Origin of the sequence: Vibrio japonicus (assembly GCF_024582835.1) — a bacterium.
In the GTDB taxonomy this organism is placed as follows: Bacteria; Pseudomonadota; Gammaproteobacteria; order Enterobacterales; family Vibrionaceae; genus Vibrio; species Vibrio japonicus.
In genome coordinates, this window is the sequence record NZ_CP102096.1 from 2130578 (window position 1) to 2151654 (window position 21077).

General features: G+C 44.6%; 20 protein-coding genes. 10 read left to right on the forward strand and 10 right to left on the reverse strand.

The annotated features are described in order from the left end of the window. The first annotated feature begins 53 nt into the window (after positions 1-53). The 6 genes from NP165_RS10010 (at position 54) to NP165_RS10035 (ending at position 5878) form a co-directional block, all read left to right on the forward strand. Positions 54-341, forward strand: coding sequence for a hypothetical protein (locus NP165_RS10010; protein WP_257083829.1), 288 nt, complete (start codon positions 54-56; stop codon positions 339-341). A 101-nt stretch (positions 342-442) separates the two neighbouring features. Further along, positions 443-1111: a YjbF family lipoprotein gene (locus NP165_RS10015; protein WP_257083830.1), complete on the forward strand. Its 669-nt coding sequence runs from the start codon at positions 443-445 to the stop codon at positions 1109-1111. Positions 1112-1115: 4 nt separating this feature from the next. Then, positions 1116-1859 carry a capsule biosynthesis GfcC family protein gene (locus NP165_RS10020; RefSeq protein WP_257083831.1) on the forward strand — a complete coding sequence of 248 codons (744 nt, stop codon included), beginning with the start codon at positions 1116-1118 and terminating at the stop codon, positions 1857-1859. A 5-nt stretch (positions 1860-1864) separates the two neighbouring features. After that, complete coding sequence (locus tag NP165_RS10025) at positions 1865-4060, forward strand: YjbH domain-containing protein (protein WP_257083832.1); 2196 nt, start codon at positions 1865-1867, stop codon at positions 4058-4060. 142 nt (positions 4061-4202) lie between these two features. Beyond that, the gene (gene trhP / locus NP165_RS10030) at positions 4203-5603 is read left to right on the forward strand and encodes a prephenate-dependent tRNA uridine(34) hydroxylase TrhP (protein ID WP_257083833.1); all 1401 of its coding nucleotides are present in this window, start codon (positions 4203-4205) and stop codon (positions 5601-5603) included. A 20-nt stretch (positions 5604-5623) separates the two neighbouring features. Next, complete coding sequence (locus NP165_RS10035; RefSeq protein WP_257083834.1) at positions 5624-5878, forward strand: YfhL family 4Fe-4S dicluster ferredoxin; 255 nt, start codon at positions 5624-5626, stop codon at positions 5876-5878. A gap of 41 nt (positions 5879-5919) precedes the next feature. Here the strand turns inward: NP165_RS10035 and NP165_RS10040 are convergent, their stop codons facing one another. From NP165_RS10040 to queA, 8 genes are all read right to left on the reverse strand, one after another. After that, entirely contained in the window at positions 5920-6228 is a 309-nt protein-coding gene (locus NP165_RS10040) for a hypothetical protein (RefSeq protein ID WP_257083835.1), read from the reverse strand. A gap of 359 nt (positions 6229-6587) precedes the next feature. Next, positions 6588-7451, reverse strand: a complete 864-nt coding sequence (gene mepA / locus NP165_RS10045) for a penicillin-insensitive murein endopeptidase (RefSeq protein ID WP_257083836.1) — start codon at positions 7449-7451, stop codon at positions 6588-6590. Between the two features lie 13 nt (positions 7452-7464). Then, positions 7465-7797: a DUF1904 domain-containing protein gene (locus tag NP165_RS10050; protein WP_257083837.1), complete on the reverse strand. Its 333-nt coding sequence runs from the start codon at positions 7795-7797 to the stop codon at positions 7465-7467. Positions 7798-7972: 175 nt separating this feature from the next. Then, complete coding sequence (gene secF, locus NP165_RS10055) at positions 7973-8920, reverse strand: protein translocase subunit SecF (protein ID WP_257083838.1); 948 nt, start codon at positions 8918-8920, stop codon at positions 7973-7975. Positions 8921-8934: 14 nt separating this feature from the next. Then, positions 8935-10791 (reverse strand): protein translocase subunit SecD, encoded by a 1857-nt coding sequence (gene secD / locus NP165_RS10060; protein ID WP_257083839.1) that lies wholly within the window; start codon positions 10789-10791, stop codon positions 8935-8937. A gap of 21 nt (positions 10792-10812) precedes the next feature. Beyond that, a complete protein-coding gene (gene yajC, locus NP165_RS10065) occupies positions 10813-11142 on the reverse strand; it encodes a preprotein translocase subunit YajC (protein WP_257083840.1) in 330 nt (109 codons plus the stop codon). A gap of 159 nt (positions 11143-11301) precedes the next feature. After that, positions 11302-12438 (reverse strand): tRNA guanosine(34) transglycosylase Tgt, encoded by a 1137-nt coding sequence (gene tgt, locus NP165_RS10070; protein WP_257083841.1) that lies wholly within the window; start codon positions 12436-12438, stop codon positions 11302-11304. Positions 12439-12614: 176 nt separating this feature from the next. Further along, positions 12615-13667, reverse strand: coding sequence for a tRNA preQ1(34) S-adenosylmethionine ribosyltransferase-isomerase QueA (gene queA, locus NP165_RS10075; RefSeq protein WP_257083842.1), 1053 nt, complete (start codon positions 13665-13667; stop codon positions 12615-12617). Positions 13668-13940: 273 nt separating this feature from the next. On the opposite strand from queA, the gene NP165_RS10080 reads away from it, so the two are divergent. Next, a complete protein-coding gene (locus NP165_RS10080; protein WP_257083843.1) occupies positions 13941-14396 on the forward strand; it encodes a CBS domain-containing protein in 456 nt (151 codons plus the stop codon). An 89-nt stretch (positions 14397-14485) separates the two neighbouring features. Here NP165_RS10080 and NP165_RS10085 read toward each other — a convergent pair whose 3' ends face one another. Next, positions 14486-15484, reverse strand: a complete 999-nt coding sequence (locus NP165_RS10085) for a LacI family DNA-binding transcriptional regulator (RefSeq protein WP_257083844.1) — start codon at positions 15482-15484, stop codon at positions 14486-14488. Between the two features lie 198 nt (positions 15485-15682). On the opposite strand from NP165_RS10085, the gene NP165_RS10090 reads away from it, so the two are divergent. The 3 genes from NP165_RS10090 (at position 15683) to cscK (ending at position 19556) form a co-directional block, all read left to right on the forward strand. Further along, positions 15683-17137 (forward strand): glycoside hydrolase family 32 protein, encoded by a 1455-nt coding sequence (locus NP165_RS10090; RefSeq protein ID WP_257083845.1) that lies wholly within the window; start codon positions 15683-15685, stop codon positions 17135-17137. A gap of 16 nt (positions 17138-17153) precedes the next feature. Further along, positions 17154-18524, forward strand: coding sequence for a PTS transporter subunit EIIC (locus NP165_RS10095; RefSeq protein ID WP_257083846.1), 1371 nt, complete (start codon positions 17154-17156; stop codon positions 18522-18524). A 111-nt stretch (positions 18525-18635) separates the two neighbouring features. Then, positions 18636-19556, forward strand: a complete 921-nt coding sequence (cscK, locus tag NP165_RS10100; RefSeq protein WP_257085583.1) for a fructokinase — start codon at positions 18636-18638, stop codon at positions 19554-19556. A gap of 174 nt (positions 19557-19730) precedes the next feature. Here the strand turns inward: cscK and aceA are convergent, their stop codons facing one another. Then, positions 19731-21044, reverse strand: a complete 1314-nt coding sequence (gene aceA / locus NP165_RS10105; protein WP_257083847.1) for an isocitrate lyase — start codon at positions 21042-21044, stop codon at positions 19731-19733. Between the last annotated feature and the right edge of the window lie 33 nt (positions 21045-21077).

Here is a 21077-nt window from a genome sequence, read left to right on the forward strand (position 1 = left end):
TGTGCTTAGGCACAATTCATCGATGATAATTTTTGAATTTACAAGGAACTACAATGAAACATATTGCTCTAGCAATGTTAGTTGCACTAGGTGCTTCCTCAACTGCTTTCGCAGCAGGTGAAACAACTGGTACTGCGGCTTCTACAACTGGTTCTACTACAGGTGCTGCGACAGCAAGTACTACAGCTGGTGCTGCTGGTGCCGCTGGTGCTTCAGCCGCTGCTGTTGGTGTTGCAACCACTACCGCGATTGCTGTAGGTGCTGCTGTCGCTGTTACCGCTATTGCTGTTGTTGCTTCAGATAATAATGATGGCACTTCTGGTACAGACGGTACTCAGTAATCATTATTTTTTCTAATAAGAAATACCCTTAGCTAAGTCTAGGGGTGTTTTTTTTGTAATTGCTTTAGCGTTCTGCACGATAATGCTTCTTGGATTCACGGATGTCTCAGTTCCATAAATTAATATTCATACTATCTCTATTCTCTCTGTTTGGCTGCAGCCAAAAATTTTCTGATACCAACGCAACTGTAAAAGAAGCGCTTTTTGGCTTTAGTGATGTAAAGTTATCAGCTAAAGAGATAGACGCTCTTCCATATGCGAGCCTTTATGCTCGCATCAACGATGGTCAACAGATATTCATGGTCCTCGCTCTTGCGGAAGAAAACCCTGAAACTGGTAATATTCAACTTAAATGGCTCTCTGCCGATAAAGCAATGATCGCCACTGAAAACGGTAGAGTCGTTAAAACTCTTCTGCTGCCAGAGGCTAATTTGGTAAACTTATCTTCATCTCACCAATTGTCAGGCCCATCCACATCAAATGCTAACTGGCAAGCACTCTACGATTGGCAACCCGGCTATCACTATAGCAAGAAAGCAGATGTAACTTCGCGTTACTTAGGTGACAATTCAATTAACACTGTACTTTGGAACAAAAACACTCACCACATATTGGAAACCGTTACCTTTCCGAATACTTCGCAATCAATGGAAAATGAATTTTGGGTTGATGAGCAAGGCAATGTTGTAAAAAGTGCTCAGTGGGTAATTCCCGACACTTTGTTTATTGAACTTGAAATCCTCAAACCTTTCTTAACAGACGGTAGCTAATTTAATGAAATTACGTTCTCTTTTATCAGCCTTGATCGCCGTTAGTTCCGTATCTGCATATGCTAATGAGTTAGTTGTCGAAATCCCAAGCGACGGTATTACACTTCAATACCCTCAGTCTGTGAGGTTAGAGCAAGTTCTCTCTGATGCAATACAACATTCAAAAAGCAGTGACCTGCTGTCTTTCCCTTTGAACAAACAACTTTTTGACATAACCAAAGAAAATGAGGCGAATCAACTAAAAACTTCCGTTTTGGAAGAGCTATCAGACCTCTCACAAAAGAAGAAAAAACTACGTACGTCTATTGAACTGGTCATCAATCAAATTAAGCGCTGGGATGTTGGGTACCGAGTTCAAGTATCTCTTGATTACGACTTGATAAGGTTAGCCCTAGAGAAAAACCCAAGACTTAGTGGGAAGTTCGAACTACTTTTACCCAGTAGAGAAGAAGCGTTTACGGTTGAAGGTCTTGTATTCTCCCCACAAAAGATAAAGCTAAACCAAGCTTCTTCAGCGTCAGAATACTTATCGCAAGTAAACAAACTATCTAGTGCACACAAAAGTGAAGCCTGGATTATCTACTCAGATGGTCACTTCATTCGTAGCGGTTATGCGTATTGGAATAAAGAACCGACCCAATTAACGCCTGGCAGTGTCGTGTTCTTCGGTTTCGATTCCGACGATAAAGACATTCGAGAATTAGAGCATAAAATCGTCAAACTAATTAGCATGAGAAAAGGACTATAATAGTAATGCGCCTCTCTTTGTTATCTATTTCTATTTCTAGCTTATTTTTAAGCTCCATTGCATTAGCAGAGTCTGACGCTACTTGGAAAACATCTCAGTCTGATTTTGGCGGAACAGGTTTGCTACAAACTCCAACAGGCCGTATGGCTAGTGAAGGCGAGTTTAATATTGGTGTAAACATAAATGATGATTATCACCACTATATGGTCTCATTACAGCTTATGGACTGGTTAGAAACGACCATCCGCTATACACGTGTACCTGATTTATATTTTAGCAACGACCCTAGTTACAGTGGCGATAATTTATACACCGACAAAGGCGTAGACTTTAAAATTCGTTTAATTGAAGAAAGTTATTGGTTACCTGAAACTTCTATAGGTGTAAGGGATTTTGGCGGTACCGGACTATTCGATGGTGAGTTCATCGCTGCTACGAAACGTTTTGGACCAATAGATTTCAGCTTTGGTCTAGGCTGGGGATATTTGGGTCAGAGTGGTGCTGTCACTAACCCATTTTGTAAAGCTAGTGACAAGTATTGTACGCGACCAGACGATTACAAAGGCTCTGGCGGTAGTGTCGATTTTGACCGCTGGTTTAAAGGTCCAACTGCACTATTTGGGGGAATAGAGTACCAAACACCCTACAAACCACTTCGTCTAAAGGTTGAGTATGATGGGAATGACTACAGCCAAGACTTACCTACAGTCCACGGTAAAGTGCTTGCTCAACACACACCTTGGAACTTCGGCATCAATTACAGATTGGGCGATTGGGCAGATGCAAAAATCAGCTATCAACGTGGAGATACGTTGACACTTGGATTCAACATCTACACCAACTTCAATGAAATGGAAGCCACCTGGCGAGATGATGAAAAACCTCAAGCCCAGGTTCGACCTTCTGCGCAAAATACAGATTGGAACCAGGTTGCTAAACAAATCGAGTCTAACGCTGGTTATCAATCAAACGAAATTAGACAAGAAGGCGATGTTGTCACGGTCTCAGGTGAACAGACTAAATATCGTGACAGAGAAAAAGCCCTAGAGCGAACAGCTGCAATTTTAAACAACAACACTAGTGAACACATTCGTGTTTTTAAAGTAATAGAAGAACAAGATGGTATTGCACTGACTGAAACAAAGATAGACCGAGAGAAGTACGTCAATGCCGCTAACTACATGTCTTATGATGCTGAAATTTCTGATGCCTTTGATAAAACCAATCCTGAAACATCGGACAGTGAAGCGCTCGCCTCTACCAAAAAAAGGTGGGACTACAGTATAGACCCTGCATTAAAACAAAGTATCGGAGCCCCCGAAGCTTTCTATTTATATAGTTTAGGTATCAATGCAAGCTCAAATCTTTGGCTAACAGATAATATCGAATTCAGTGGTTCTATCTACTTCAACTTGGTCGATAACTACGATAAGTTTAATTACGTGGAAAACTCACCACATGTTCGTAATTACGCTACTCCTCGAGTTAGAACTCTGTTCCGTGCCTATGTACACGACAACCCTGTGAGATTAAATCACCTTCAGTTAACTTGGTTTGAGCGACCTACAGACAACATCTACACCCAACTCTATGCTGGCTATTTAGAAATGATGTTTGCTGGTGTTGGGGGCGAAATTCTATACCGCCCATTAGATGCTAACTGGGCGATTGGCCTAGATGCAAACATAGTAAGCCAACGCGATCCAGATTCTCAGTTTGGCGTGTTCACCGAAGATTACTTCTTCTATGATGAGGCTGTTTGTAATAAGTCTAAACCTGAGTGCCAGGGGTATGTTCTTAGCCAAGGCACAACTGGCCATATTGCGGCCTATTACATGCCACAATGGGCATTTTTAGATAACACATTGCTTAAAGTATATGCGGGTAAATTCTTAGGTGGCGATCGTGGAGCACGAGTCGATTTTTCCAAACAGTTTAAATCGGGGATCACTGTTGGCGCTTATGCAACGCTGACAAACCTTACTGCTGAAGAATACGGAGAAGGTAGCTACAACAAAGGCTTCTATATCTCTATCCCAATGGATATTATGACAATTAAGCCGAGCACCTCTCGAGCCAATATAGCTTGGGAGCCGATCACTCGAGACGGTGGGCAAATGCTGCGCAAACAGCACTATTTGTTTGATAAAACTGACGCTAGGTATCAATGGTATCAGCGACCTAGTAGTGTGAGTAAATAACCCCTCCCTAGAAAGGCTAGCTAAGGTAAATAGCTAGCCTTTTTCTTTTCCTAGTCATCTCCTACAAATTAACGTAAAATTTGCGCCCTTATTCCATTTGGTGGAATAACCCTGACTTGAGATCAGACTAAGAGAATTATACATGACTACTGAGAAAGCATTCGTACCTGAGCTACTGTCACCTGCTGGCAGCCTTAAAAATATGCGCTACGCATTTGCCTATGGCGCAGACGCGGTATACGCGGGCCAGCCTCGTTACAGCCTTCGCGTACGTAACAACGAGTTCAACCACGAAAACCTACAAATCGGTATCGATGAAGCACACGCACTAGGTAAAAAACTGTACGTGGTATGTAACATCCAGCCGCACAACTCGAAGCTAAAAACCTTTATCCGCGACCTTAAGCCTGTTGTAGAAATGGGCCCAGACGCGCTTATCATGTCTGACCCAGGTCTAATCATGATGGTTCGTGAAGCCTTCCCTGACATGCCAATTCACCTGTCTGTACAGGCGAACGCGGTAAACTGGGCAACGGTTAAATTCTGGGCTGCAAACGGCGTTGAGCGTGTAATTGTTTCTCGTGAGCTTTCTCTGGAAGAAATCGAAGAAATTCGTGAGCACTGCCCTGAAACTGAGCTGGAAGTCTTCGTTCACGGTGCGCTTTGCATGGCTTACTCTGGCCGTTGCCTACTTTCTGGTTACATCAACAAACGTGACCCGAACCAAGGTACTTGTACTAACGCATGTCGTTGGGAATACAAGGTTGAAGAAGGCAAAGAAAACGACGCAGGCGATATCGTTGAGAAATTTGACCCATCTGAAGCTCAGCCTGTCGAAATTCAAGACGAGCGTCCTGAAACAACCATCGGTCGCGGCAAGCCAACGGATGAAGTGGTTCTACTTTCTGAAGCTCACCGCCCAGAAGAAAAAATGGCAGCTTACGAAGACGAGCACGGCACTTACATCATGAACTCAAAAGATCTTCGTGCGGTACAACACGTTGAGCGTTTGACTAAGATGGGTGTTCACTCACTGAAAATCGAAGGCCGTACTAAATCGTTCTACTACTGTGCACGTACTGCTCAGGTTTACCGTAAAGCGATCGATGATGCTGTAGCTGGTAAGCCATTTGATGAGAACCTAATGGGCACGCTGGAAAGCCTAGCTCACCGAGGTTACACCGAAGGTTTCCTACGTCGTCACACACACGATGCGTACCAAAACTACGACTACGGCTACTCAGTATCTGACGCGCAGCAGTTTGTGGGTGAGTTCACTGGCAAACGTCGTGGCGACATGGCTGAAGTAGAAGTGAAGAATAAATTCCTTGTTGGTGACAGCCTTGAGTTAATGACGCCAAAAGGCAACGTTGTTTTCACACTGGAAGCGATGGAAAACCGCAAGTCAGAATCTATTGAAGACGCAAAAGGCAATGGCCACTTTGTATTTATTCCAGTTCCAGCAGATATGGATCTAGACTACGGCCTGCTTATGCGTAACCTAAACGCTGGTCAGGACACTCGTAACCCTACTGGCAAGTAACTTTTGCTTGGGAATAACAAATGGCTCTGCTGATCACTGATAAATGCATTAACTGCGATATGTGTGACCCTGAGTGCCCAAACGGCGCTATTAGCATGGGTGAGTCTATCTTCGAGATAGACCCAGACTTATGCACTGAATGTAAGGGGCACTATGACAAACCAACATGCCAGTCGGTTTGTCCAATTACCAAGTGCATTATCACTGACCCGAATCATATCGAAACCGAAGAAGAGTTACTTGAGAAATTCGTAATCATTCAAGGTTTAGCGTAAAAATAGAAAGGTCCAACTTAAACGAAAAGTTGGACCTTTTTTTAACCTATTTTTTCCATTGGATAGATGTTACAAAACATCTCTTTTTCGAAATTGTATTCCAGTCTTTCTCGCCAATTTAATGCCTCTGAAACTGGAATAAGGTAATAGTTTTCTCGGCTAGTATTCGTGACAAACGCCATCCCATATTGCATCAATTCAAAATGCACATCAGAAACAAACCCAGGGTCAAGTCTCTGCCTACCTGTAAGATGGGTGATATCCTCACGAGATATTGATACACCAGTCGCTTCACTGCTAAATCTATGTCTCAACCACCCTGCAAACTCTTTTGCACAAATCATCGTCATGGTCTAGTCCTTGATTTACGTTTTAGATAGGCATCAATCCTGCTGGCCCATCTTTTCTGTTTATAGATATTGTAATCACTTCACCAACTACACGAGATTCCACTAGGAAGTCAAAGTATCTGGGGTAGACACTTCGAATGACGCATAACCAATAGAATAACAAGTCATGAAATCCAACATACTGATTATGAGACACTTCTATAGTGCATTACTGACATAACTTCAGTTTAGTACATCTAATATTCACTGTAGACAATAGCGTGATGTTTCTCCAGTTTCATAACAACAATATCATCAATTCTGTACATATCTGATGACCGCTAACGAGGTTGAAAAACGAGAGAATACGCCCGCTAGCTCTAGGATTGGTTGATAAGCTGCTGGCACAATTCAGGCATTATTATTTTCTTCTTAACCGTTTTTACAGGCTTGTTTTCACTCTTCTTTGTCGCCACTTGGGTTACTGGTTTGGGTTCCCAGCTTTGTAATTCAGCGCCGCAACCATCACCCTCCGGTGGTGGAGCTTGTTCAATGCACCCTTCACTACCTGCGGGGCACTTTAGGCGCACATGCATATGAGAATGATGTCCCCACCAAGGGCGAACCTTCCTAAGCCATTCTCTATCCCCTGCACTTTCAGTGATACACAGTTTGTTTTTTATGACCGGATGGACAAATATTCTCGCGACGTCATTGTCAGTCGCTGCCAATTTAATAAGCTCAAAATGACGCAAGTCCCAATTCTTTTTCAAGAGTTTGTACTGCTTGATGTTCACAACACTTAAAGGCTTAGGATGAAGTAATTGATGAGCTGAGAGCCTTTTGTCAGCCAGTCTGAGCCATATATCAATATCCAACCCGGTTTGATGACTTTTATGACCTTTAGAAAATCGCCCACCTTGAGGCAGAGACATATCACCAATCAGTAATGTGGTATCTAGATTATCAGACGCCAGATCTGATAAACGCTGGATAAAGCTCACCGTCTGAGGGTGTCCGTAATAACGTAGGCGGTCGCTTCTCAGAACCTGATAGCCCTTCCCTTGTAGAGGAAGAGAGGCTGCCCCAGCTAAACAGCCATTCGCATAACCGCCAATGGCTTTAGGGTCATGAGCCGAGGGAGAAGTCTTTGTCTCCCAAGGGCTCGCATGCACAATGGAAGAAGATAACGCTAAAGTTAGAAGAGAGATGTAACGAGCAGGTTTTCTTATGATCTTCCTCATTGGCATTCCTTATTTAGTAGTGTTCACCATTATCATAATAGCCACTCGCATTAAGAGCCGTAAAGATAACAGCAACGTCAATATCTTCACCTACCATTCCGCGAACTTGATGAGTAATGATCTTAGCAACTTCATCTTGTACCTTTTGTCCGCGATCAAACCACAAAACCTCAACAAACGGATAGGCAGGGCTAACCTCACCCTCATGGAAAAACGTGGTATAGATATATTCAAAAGTGAAGTCTTCGCGTGGACAATCCATATGTGGTTGCAGAGCGTCGATCAATGATTTAGAAAGAGGTTGAACGGTTTGAGGCTCAACCGCACGAAAACGTAAATGTGGCATAAATTTGGTTCCTTATTATTGTTCGAGCAATGATACCAAGTTCATCAGTGATGTCTCGTCCACTTTTTATCAACTTGTTACGTGTACGCATATTTGATACCAATCGTAGTAAATAACCGCTCAAATACAACAAAGCCGCTGACAAGCAGCGGCTTTCATTCAGGCGTGACGAGAATTAAGGCATCTCGTCAAATTCTGCGCCTTCTTTTTCTACTTGAGGTGGCATCAAGTGTTCTTTAGTAATACCCAGTTTCAGAGCTAACGCAGAAGCTACGTAGATCGAAGAGTAAGTACCCACTGTGATACCAAGTAGAAGTGCCGTTGCGAAGCCATGAATCATCGCACCACCCTGAGTAAAGAGGGCGATAACAACGAACAATGTTGTCGCGGACGTGATCAATGTACGGCTTAGAGTCTGCGTGACCGAGCTGTTCATGATCTCAGCAGGCTCACCTTTGCGCATTTTACGGAAGTTTTCACGGATACGGTCAAATACAACAATGGTATCGTTGAGTGAGTAACCAACAACCGTCAACAGAGCGGCGACAATGGTCAAATCCACTTCGATTTGCATCAAAGAGAAGATCCCAAGCGTAATAATCACATCGTGCGTCAGGGCGAGTACCGCACCTGCTGCCAAACGCCACTCAAATCGTACCGATACATAGAGCAAAATACAGATAAGAGAGGCCAGAATCGCTAGGCCGCCCGCTTCTGTCAACTCGTCACCCACGTTAGGACCAACGAACTCGATACGACGCATTTCTACGTTTTCACCGGTGCCTTTTTTGATCGCGGCAATAATCTGGTTACCCAGAGTCTCGCCAGCGACATCTTCACGAGGACGCAGTCGAACCATAACATCGCGTGCTGAACCAAAGTTCTGTACCGTCGCATCACCGAAACCTTCAGCTTCTAGCGACGTACGAATTTGCTCTAAGTTTGCTGGCTGTTCAAAGCCCACTTCGATGAGCGTACCGCCAGTAAAATCTAGGCCCCAGTTCAACCATTTGGTAGATAGAGTGAAGATAGACGCACCAATCATCACAATGGATAACAGGAACGCGACTTTCGACCAACGCATAAAGTCGATCGTTTTTTCCGCTTTTAGAATTTGAAACATACTAATTCCCAGCCTTAGATCGACAGTTTGTTTACGCGCTTACCACCATACATCAAGTTCACGACGCAGCGTGTACCGATAATAGCTGTAAACATAGACGTTAAGATACCGATGGATAGCGTTACCGCAAAACCTTTGATAGCACCTGTACCCACAGCGAATAGAATGATCGCTGTAATCAGTGTTGTGATGTTCGCATCGGCGATTGTACTGAAGGCATTCGCATAGCCTTGGTGAATCGCTTGTTGCGGGTTACGACCATCACGCAGTTCTTCTCGAATACGTTCAAAGATAAGCACGTTCGCATCAACCGCCATACCGACTGTCAATACAATACCGGCAATACCAGGTAGCGTCATTGTTGCACCCGGAATCATCGACATTACACCAATGATCAATACTAGGTTTACCATCAGAGCCATGTTGGCAATAAAGCCAAACTTGCGGTAGTAAAGCAGCGTGAATAGCATAACTGCCACCATGCCCCAAATACATGCCTGAATACCCATATCGATATTCTGCTGACCCATAGATGGACCGATTGTACGTTCTTCAACAATAGAAATCGGCGCAATCAAGGCACCTGCACGAAGCAACAATGCAAGGTTGTGCGCTTCAGCGGCGGAATCAATACCCGTGATTCGGAAGTTACGGCCAAGTGCAGATTGGATCGTTGCTTGGTTAATCACTTCCTCATGCTTAGATAAAATCACTCGGCCGTCAGGAGTACGGCGACCACTGTCTTTGTACTCAGCAAATACCGTAGCCATCAACTTGCCAATGTTCTTTTTAGAGAACGCTGACATCTTGCTGCCACCTTCGCTATCTAGCGAGATATTTACCTGTGGACGACCATATTCATCCACACTTGAGCTAGCGTCAGTGATGCTTGAACCACCTAAAATAACGCGTTTCTTCAGCACAACTGGACGACCATCACGATCGAGTTTGATCTCGCTACCTGCTGGCGCACGACCACTAGCTGCGGCTGCTAAGTCAGCACTTGCGTCAACTTCGCGGAACTCAAGCGTTGCGGTTGCACCAAGAATTTCTTTTGCGCGAGCGGTATCTTGCACACCTGGCAGTTCAACAACGATGCGACTTGCACCTTGACGTTGAACCAGCGGCTCAGCAACACCTAATTCGTTTACACGGTTACGCAGAATAGTAATGTTTTGCTCAACGGCGTAGTTACGAATTTCTGTTAAGCGCTGCTCCGTGAATGTCGCGATTAGAACAAATCGACTGCCTGCGTTTGACTCAGTGAACGTCATGTCTGGGTGGTTCTTTTGCAGGAGTGATTTTGCTTGCGCAAACTGCTCTTCATTTCGAAGAACAACTTCTACGGCATCTTTACCCGACGGGCGAATAGAGCGATAACGAATTTTGTCTTCGCGTAATTCACTTCTGAAGGCTTCTTCTTGTTGAGAAACGAGTTTTTCCATTGCGGCATCCATATCCACTTCCATCAAGAAGTGAACACCACCACGCAGGTCAAGGCCCAGTTTCATTGGCGTAGCACCAATAGATTCCAACCAATCAGGTGTTGAAGGAGCAAGGTTTAAGGCAACAATGTTGTCTCGACCCAATGCTTCATTAATAATGTCGCGGGCACTGATTTGAGTGTCAGTGTCGTTAAAACGAACAAGAATTGATCCACTTTCTAGAGCAATGGATTTATGAGATAAGCCCTGTTTATCAAGAGCTTGAGTGACAGTATCCAGCGTTGACATATCAACAGAGGCGCCACGCGCCCCTGTAATTTGAATAGCCGGATCTTCACCGTAAATATTTGGAAGTGCGTAAAGTGCTGCGATAGCGATGGTAAACACCACCATCAAGTACTTCCACAATGGATAGCGGTTTAACACAGCGAGGATCCTTTAGCCGTTTTATAGAGACTTAAGCGTACCCTTTGGTAACACTGCAGTAACGAAGTCTTTCTTGATCACTACTTCGTTGTTTGTGTTCAACTCGATAGTAACAAAGTCATTGTCTTCTGCGATTTTAGTGATTTTACCAACTAGACCACCGCTAGTTAGAACTTCATCACCTTTACCCATAGAAGCCATTAGGTTTTTGTGTTCTTTTACACGCTTAGCTTGTGGACGGTAGATCATGAAATAGAAGATCACCGCAAACATACCTAGCATGATAATCATTTCAAAACCGCCACCTGCTGGTGCGCCTTCTGCTGCTGCATGAGCTTGAGAAATAAACATTAAAATATCCTCATTATTTATTATTAATAATCCAAATGGGGCTTTCGCGCCTTTTAATCAAGAGTGAGCCTCATTATTAGAGACAACACTCTCAAAAATCACGCACGTCCGCTCACTTTATTAGCAAAAGCCTTTGGCAAATACCAAAGGCTTTAAAAATTATTCTGCTTTGCTTAGTGGTGGCACTTCGCGATCACGACGAGCATAGAACTCTTGTACAAACTCATCGAAACGGTCTTCATCAATTGCCTTACGAATGCTTTCCATCAAACGCTGGTAGTAGCGTAAGTTATGGATAGTATTCAGACGAGCACCCAGAATTTCGTTACAACGATCCAAGTGATGCAAGTATGATTTAGAGTAGTTGGTACAAGTGTAACAGTCACAATGTGGATCTAATGGCGTTGTATCCGTTTTATGTTTCGCATTACGGATCTTGATCACACCACCAGTCACAAACAAGTGGCCATTACGCGCGTTACGCGTTGGCATTACACAGTCAAACATGTCGACACCACGGCGAACACCTTCCACCAGGTCTTCCGGCTTACCAACGCCCATTAGGTAGCGTGGTTTATCTTCTGGAAGCTGAGGACAAGTGTGCTCTAGAACGCGGTGCATATCTTCTTTTGGCTCACCGACCGCAAGACCACCCACAGCGTAACCGTCAAAACCGATGTCTGTCAGACCTTTTACTGACACGTCACGCAGGTCTTCGTAAACGCCACCCTGAACAATACCAAATAGGTTGTTCGGGTTTTCTAGCTTATCGAAGTGTTCACGAGAACGCTGAGCCCAACGCAATGACATTTCCATCGACTTTTTCGCTTCTGCGTGAGTCGCTGGGTATGGTGTACATTCGTCAAAAATCATGACGATATCTGAACCAAGGTCTTTTTGGATTTCCATCGACTTCTCTGCGTCCATGAAAATCTTGTCACCGTTTACAGGGTTACGGAAATGAACACCTGCTTCTGTGATCTTACGGATATCACCAAGGCTAAACACTTGGAAACCGCCTGAATCAGTAAGAATAGGACCTTGCCAGTTCATAAAATCATGCAAGTCGCCGTGCATTTTCATTACTTCTTGGCCAGGACGTAACCAAAGGTGGAATGTATTACCAAGAAGAATTTCAGCGCCCGTGCCTTTGACTTCTTCAGGTGTCATGCCTTTTACAGTACCGTAAGTACCGACTGGCATAAATGCGGGTGTTTGTACTGTGCCACGTTCGAAAGTCAATTGACCACGACGAGCCGTACCATCTTTCTTCTTAAGATCGAATTTTAATTTCACGATGCCTCCGGGTGTCAGAGAAACAGTCTGACGGTTAATTCAGAGCTAAAATGCTCTATGAGGAGCGGTCGCCTTTCCATGCGAGAGGTAATAACAGCATTCGCTGCGTTACTTCCTAGCCTACTGCTAGCACTCGTAAATTTCTTTAATTTTAAAAGCCGACTAACGACAAAGCGCTAGTTCGTTTTCTTCTTGATAAACATTGAATCGCCATACGAGAAGAAGCGGTAATCGTTTTCAACCGCATGCTTGTAGGCATTCATTGTATTTTCGTAACCAGCAAATGCACTCACCAACATAATCAGTGTTGACTCTGGTAAGTGGAAGTTGGTGATCAAACAGTCCACCAGCTGATATTCATAGCCAGGGAAAATAAAGATCTCGGTATCACCAAAAAATGGCTTTAGTTCCGTTCCATTCTTAAGCGCATCCTGAGCCGCGCTTTCAAGTGAACGTACAGATGTTGTACCGACAGCGATAATTCGACCACCACGCGCTTTAGTTGCATTAATGGCTTCAACCACTTCTTGCGGTACTTCTACGTACTCTGCATGCATGTGGTGATCGTTAATGTTGTCAACTTTAACTGGCTGGAACGTACCCGCACCGACGTGCAGAGTAACGTAAGCAAATTCAGCGCCTTTTTCTTTGATCTGTTCTAAAAGAACCTCATCAAAGTGCAAACCCGCCGTTGGCGCGGCAACCGCACCGGGTTTTTGGTTATAAACCGTTTGATAGCGTTCTTTGTCAGCGTCTTCGTCTGGGCGATCAATGTATGGAGGAAGTGGCATGTGGCCAATCTCTTCCAGAATTTCAAGAACCGTCTTATCAGACTTAAACTTCAACTCAAACAGCGCATCGTGGCGAGCCACCATTTCTGCGGCGTATTCGTCGTTCTCGCCAACAATAATGGTCGAGCCAGGCTTAGGAGACTTTGAGCAACGCACGTGAGCCAGAATGCTTTTTTCATCAAGCATGCGTTCGACAAGCACTTCAAGTTTGCCACCTGACTCTTTACGGCCAAACATACGCGCCGGAATCACTCGGGTGTTGTTAAAAACAACTAAATCACCTGGCTGCACTTGGCTTAGTACGTCTGTGAATGAGCCATCAACCAACTCACCAGTATTGCCATCAAGTTGTAACAAGCGGCTTGCTGTACGCTCAGGTTGAGGGTAACGAGCGATAAGCTCATCAGGCAGGTCAAAGTGGAAATCTGATACTTGCATGTTCCTAATCTTCAGCTGTGGTCTATGACGATATAAAGGCGAGTTTTTCGCAGCCGACTAGTATATGTCGGTCGGTCGCAATAGCAAGAAAAGAGATGTGAATTATTGTAATTCCTTCTAGAGCTTACACAGTAAGAAACGTTTAAATCCGCTTACAGCAGCCCACACTAAATATTTCACAGCAAAGCGATTAAAAGACCGCCTAGCTCTCAAACCATGGGTAAAAAAGTGACTATATTATAAGAGGATAAAATAAAAACTCAGGAGGCTGCCATGATTAAGGTCGAAGATATGATGACGCGTAACCCTCATACGCTGCTTCGCTCTCAAAACCTTTCTGATGCCAAAGCTTTAATGGAGATACATGATATTCGTCATGTGCCGATTGTCGATGCCGATAAAAAACTCCTTGGCGTTGTGACTCACCGTGATGTGCTGGCTGCACAGGAATCCAGTTTACACAAAATCTCTGATGACCAATCGTACACATTAAGCACGCCTCTCTCAGAGGTAATGAATGATAGAGTCATGACCGTTTCTCCTATCGCAGGGCTAAAAGAAAGCGCGCTCTACATGCAAAAGCACAAAGTTGGCTGTTTACCTGTAGTAGAAAAAGGTCAATTAGTCGGCATTATCACCGACAGCGATTTCGTTGCAATTGCGATTAACCTTTTGGAGTTACAAGAAGAGGTTGAGCCTGAAGAAATAGAGCCGGAAGAAACGGATTAAAGTAAAAAGCGTTTGAGCGAATAAGGAGAGTCGATCATCTCTCCTTTGGCTTGTTCCAAGTCTTTAGTACAATCTTGATAACTAGGGGGCTAGCGGCTGCGCAATATTTCAGGTGTTCGCTTAACAACACCCATTACAGGAGCGTGCCGCACGATCAATGTAGGCTCTAACATCGTCGGCTGATGCTCCAGTGTCCCTGCTCGTATCCCCTGAATCATGGCATCAAAACCCAGCAAAGCTATTTGCTTTATCGGCTGCCGGATACTCGAAAAGCCGAGAGATTGAGCAATAACTGTATCGTCAAACCCGACGATATCAACCTCTACCTTTCTATCCTTGAGTGCTTTCAGTTCATTGTAAAAATGACTTGCCGAAATATCATCAGAGCAGAAGACCGCTTCCAATGGTTGCTTTGACTCAACCACATTATCTTGCATATATCGCTGAAGCTCTTCAAAGGTGTACGGCGCTAACACTTTTTCTTCCGGTAACTCTATCTCGTGCTTCAACAGCCTATCTCTAAACCCAATAAAGCGATCGGATAAGGTATCGCTCGCACCGATAAATCCTATTCTGCGGTACCCATGCTTAATAAAGTGCTCAGCAACTTGGATACCACCCTGTTTATGATTGGTCCCAATGCTCGCCATTCCTGGAATCGTCGTGGTAAGAAGAACCACAGGAAAAGGCAACTTACTCCAATGCGTGATGTGCTCCGGCTTTAATGAACGGGGAATTAGGAAGACACCGTCAACCTTATGATTCACGCATTCAGATAAAAACGTTTTCTCTAACTGCAGGTTATTTCTGCTATTAAACAGTAATATGCTCCGACCATGCTTGTAGGCCTCCTCTTCCAACACATCAATCAACTGAGCAAAAAACGGGTTAGACATGTTACGTACAATCACCGCAAACAGCTTGGTCGCTTTCTTTTTAGCAGCCGCTGGTTTCTGGTAATTTAGCCCCTGAATTGCCCTTTCAACGGCTATCTTGGCTTCCGCAGACACACGGTGGCTACCATTGAGAACACGCGAAACGGTCGCGATCGATACGCCTGCACGCTTTGCTACATCTCTAACCGTCACACTCACATCCATTCCTACACCAAAATTAATGACTAAGTGTAGTTCTTAATCATGTAACAGAACCTTGTGTTACATCACAAATCAAATTCTCTTTGCCCGTTTTCATCACTAATGTTGCGGTTACTTTCCAACCACTATTTTCTCACGTGCGGCCAAACACTATGATTTTTTCAACCCCACTGTTTTAGGTAGTCCGACGTGAATGAGCTTAAATATAAAACCATAGACTTAGCATCAAAGAATGATCTCGATAAGTTTGAGGTAATAAAAGAGAATTCAAAATATCGACCTAAGTTTCATATTACACCGCCACATGGGCTACTCAATGATCCAAACGGATTCTGTTATTTTAACAATGAGTACCATTTATTTTACCAGTGGTATCCATTCGATACTTTTCATGGAATGAAACACTGGATGCACCTGACGTCATCCGATTTATTTCACTGGCAAGAGCACGGTGCAAAAATCACCCCAACAGAAAAATATGAATCTCATGGTGCATATTCTGGTGCTGCTATTGTTGAAGGTGAACAAGCTTATTTATTTTACACCGGCAATATTAAATTAGAGTCTGGCCGAGATGCGAATCAATGTTTGGCATTACTAAGCGCAGACAACCGCGTGGTGAAATATTCAGGCAATCCCGTCATCCAGTCGGTTCCAAATGGTTATACCGGACATGTTCGCGATCCAAAGGTACTAAAACGAGGTGAGCACTACTTTATGTTGCTCGGCGCTCAGCGCGAAAAAGACCTACAAGGTTGCATCATCGTTTACCAATCAAACGATATGCTTCATTGGGACTTTAAAGGGGAATTGAGCATTAATGTAGAGGGCAAGTTTTTGGATGCCTATATGTTTGAATGCCCTGATTTACTGACTGTTGATGGCCATGACGTCCTTATCTTTTCGCCTCAGGGCGTAGAGCCATGCTCGTTTCGTTTCCACAACAAATTCAACGTCATCTACTGCCTAGGTCATATTGACTTCGATACGCTGACTTTCGATGTAACACATTGGGATGAATTAGACCGAGGGTTTGATTTTTACGCTCCTCAATCGCTGGCAAACACGCCCGATAAACAGACAATCATCGCCTGGGCAGGCACCGATGAAGTACTTCCAAGTATGGAACATGGATGGATTCACTGCCTAACTTTGCCAAGAAGTTTATCAGTGAAAAGCAACCGACTTTGTCAGTTTCCTGAACAGTTACTAAAAACAGCAAATAACCATCAACAATTAGAGTTTTTAATAAAACAGCACGAGAGCATTGAATTAAATAACCTCTCTTTTTATTTGGATGTGCATACCAATAACAATAATGACGACTTTTCTATTTCTTTACAAAACAGTAATGGAAAAGAAATAACACTTTCGATTCAAGGCAAAAACATTCTACTAAGCCGAAAAGGATATGAACACCATGATTCTGATTGGAATTTTGGTAGTGAACGTCAATTAGAAACCGATTACGACATAAACAACATCAAGATTATTAGTGACGAAAGCATTCTTGAAATATACATCAATGATGGAATGGATGTTTTCACTTGTTTGTTTTTCCCTGATGAATCAAATCACCAAGTGAACATTTCTTCCGGTAAAAACCAGCCACTAGATGTCGAATTTAAGTACCTTACAATATAATAAAATGGTGAACACAATGAACTATCAAGCAACCGTCAACCAGATACTCGACAGTATCGGTGGAGTAGACAACATTCGTAACGCAGAACATTGCGCGACCCGTTTACGCCTGATTCTCAAAGACAATGACAAGGTAAACAGCGAGAAAGCCAAAGGTATTGAGCAGATCAGCGGTTATTTTTACCAATCTGGTCAGCACCAATTTATCATTGGTACAGGTAAAGTTTCTCACGTTTACAACGCGTTAAAGCAAGCGTTGGGCGGAGAAATTGATTCGAAAGACTTCAAACAAGATGCCTTCGCAGATATGACTCTTAGTCAAAAACTGGTTCGCACTCTCGCCGATATTCTTATCCCCTTGATCCCGGCTCTGGTCACGACTGGCTTATTGATGGGTTTGCGTGGAATGCTTCTTCATTCAGGCGCTCAGTTTTCACCAGAATCGCTTGCTCTCTTTAGCATGCTTACCGACACCGCCTTTGCATTCTTGCCTGTTTTGATTACCTATTCTGCTGCAAAGAAATTTGGTGGTAACACAATCATTGCTATCGTGGTCGGTTTGATGATGGTTGCTCCACAACTTCCAAATGCGTGGGCCGTCGCCAGTGGCGCAGCTGAGCCTATGATGGTCCAACTGCTTGGCTTCAATTTTCCGTTGATTGGTTATCAGGGCACTGTGCTTCCGGCTATATTTGCAGGTTGGTTCGTCGCTTATCTTGAACGCAATCTACGCCGCTTTGTGCCTGCCGTCATGGACTTGGTTTTCACCCCATTTTTAACCATTACTATCGCGGTTTTTGTCATCCTATTTGGCTTTGGCCCTCTTCTGCAAAGCATTGAGCATGGATGTACGTCGCTTGTACGTATGGCGTTAGAACTGCCATTGGGTATTGGCTACATCATCTTTGGGGCCGTGCAGCAAATGATCGTGATCACTGGCCTCCACCACGCACTCGGCGTAATCGAAATCGGCCTACTGAATGAAACAGGTTCAAACCCTATTCAGCCTTTGGCTACTGCTTCAATGGCTGGTCAGTTTGGTGCCGCTATCGCTGTGGCAACATTGCTTAAAGATAAAGTGAAAAGAGGCAACGCTTTGGGTGCCTCCATGTCCACTTTATTCGGCATTACCGAACCACTACTATTTGGGGTTAACTTGCAATACGGCAAAGTGTTCGTGATCGGTATGGTGGGTGGCGCTGTAGGCGGTTTCGTCACGTACGTGCTTGGCATCAGCGCGACAGGTATGGGAATCACTTTCCTACCGGGTGTTCTACTTTACTCTCAGTCTTTAACGTCCGTGTTAGGTTACTTAACCGTTATCGCCTGTGCTTTCACAACCTCGTTTCTATTAACTCGCTTCTACAACCCAATTAAGCGATCATAGTGAGCATGCCAATGCGCTGGAGTATCAATGACACTCTGGCGCAATTTCTCCCCCATTATGCGTTGCGGTTAAAGGCCGCGCCATAACACAATAAATTTAAGGATGCAGATGATGAGTAAAGTGTGGCTAACCGGAGATGCTGTTGTCGACCTAATTCCCGAAAGCACAGAGACTTACCTTAAATGCCCGGGCGGAGCACCTGCCAATGTCGCGGTGGGTATTGCACGTTTAGACGGTCAGTGTGGATTCTTTGGTCGTGTCGGTAATGACCCTTTCGGTCGATTCATGCAAAGTGTCCTGAATCAGGAAAACATCGATACCCGCTTCCTTACTCTTGACGAGTTGCATCGCACATCGACTGTATTGGTTGATTTAGATGGCGATGGCGAGCGCACATTTACTTTCATGGTAAAACCAAGTGCGGACCAATTTACGCAACCAGAAGATATCCCTGCTTTTACAAAAGGAGAATGGTTGCACTTTTGCTCAATCGCCCTTGCTAACGAGCCCAGTCGAGGAACTACCCTTGCAGCCGTTCAAGCAATGAAAAACGCAGGTGGCTTTGTCAGTTTTGACCCTAACTTACGCGAAGAAGTGTGGGCGGAACCCGAAGAGATCCGTAATGTCGTGATGCAAGCGGTCGCTAATACAGATGTCGTCAAATTTTCTGAGGAGGAGCTGCTTTTCCTGACAGAAACCGACACACTCGATGCTGGCATAGCCTCACTGCGCGAGCTGAATATTCCGCTGGTACTGATCACGCTGGGCAAACAAGGTTCACTGGCCATTTTTAACGGTACGCAACATCACGTTGGCGTTACCGAAGCACAAGTCGTGGATACCACAGGGGCCGGAGACGCATTTGTCAGCGGGCTCTTAGCTAAACTTTCACAGCACAAAAACTGGCAGGATCAGACGACGATTTTACAAGCAGTTATGTGGGGGAACCATTGCGGCGCACTGGCAACAACGCGAAAAGGCGCAATGACAGCATTGCCTAACAAGAATCAGCTCTTGGCTTCATTAGAATGATTGACGTAACTTCAAGAAGAGGAAGTTAGGACTAGGTATAAACGAAAAAAGAGCGGTGTTCACCGCTCAAAAGCATGTCAAAGTTTATGCCTAAAACAGAATATCAGTACCAAAATAATGGCGAGTTAGAGGCCTGCATTCCTTTACTCGCCGACGTGGCACTAAGGTTAGGGATTAGAATTGATCTTCTTCCGTAGAACCTGTCAGGGCTGTTACTGATGAATTACCGCCCTGAATCGTATTCGTCATCTTATCAAAGTAACCTGTACCTACTTCTTGCTGGTGCGCTACGAATGTGTAACCTTTCTCAGCTGCTTGGAACTCTGGACGCTGTACTTTCTCAACGTAGTGGCGCATACCTTCACCCTTCGCGTAGTCGTGCGCTAGCTCGAACATGTTGAACCACATGTTGTGGATACCCGCTAGAGTGATGAACTGGTACTTGTAACCCATGTCTGAAAGTTCTTGTTGGAACTTAGCGATAGTTTCAGCATCTAGATTCTTCTCCCAGTTAAATGATGGAGAACAGTTGTACGCGAGTAGCTGGTCTGGGTATTCCGCGTGGATTGCTTCAGCAAACTTACGCGCTTCTTCCAAACAAGGTGTTGCTGTTTCACACCAAATAAGGTCTGCGTAAGGTGCGTATGCCAATCCACGAGAGATCGCTTGGTCGATACCTGCACGTACGCGGTAGAAACCTTCTTGAGTACGCTCACCTTCGATGAAATCTTTATCGTATGGGTCGCAATCTGACGTCAGTAGGTCAGCTGCGTTCGCATCGGTACGAGCAATAACCAATGTTGTTGTGCCTGCTACGTCGGCTGCCAAACGCGCTGCGACCAGTTTTTGTACCGCTTCTTGCGTTGGAACCAGTACTTTACCGCCCATGTGACCACACTTCTTCACTGACGCTAGCTGGTCTTCAAAGTGAACGCCTGCTGCACCGGCATCAATCATCGACTTCATCAGTTCGTAAGCATTTAGTACGCCACCAAAACCTGCTTCTGCATCCGCTACGATTGGTAGGAAGTAATCAATACCGCCTTCATCTTCAGGTGACTTACCACCAGACCACTGGATTTGGTCTGCGCGACGGAACGAGTTGTTGATGCGTTTTACTACCGAAGGAACCGAATCCACTGGGTACAGAGATTGGTCTGGGTACATGGTAGAGGCCGTGTTGTTATCTGCCGCTACCTGCCAGCCTGATAGGTAAATCGCTTCGATACCCGCTTTCGCTTGCTGTACCGCTTGACCACCCGTTAGTGCACCCAGACAGTTCACGTAGCCTTTTTTCGCGCTACCGTTGACCAGTGACCACAGCTTATCTGCACCACGTTGTGCAATTGTGTTTGCAGGAACCATAGAACCGCGCAGTTCTACCACTTCTTCAGCAGTGTACGGACGCTTCACGTGTTTCCAGCGTGGATTGGTTGCCCAGTCTTTTTCCAGAGCTTCGATTTGTTGGCGGCGAGTTAATGTAGTCATTGGTCTATCCCTCTTTTTTGATAGGCGCCTCTT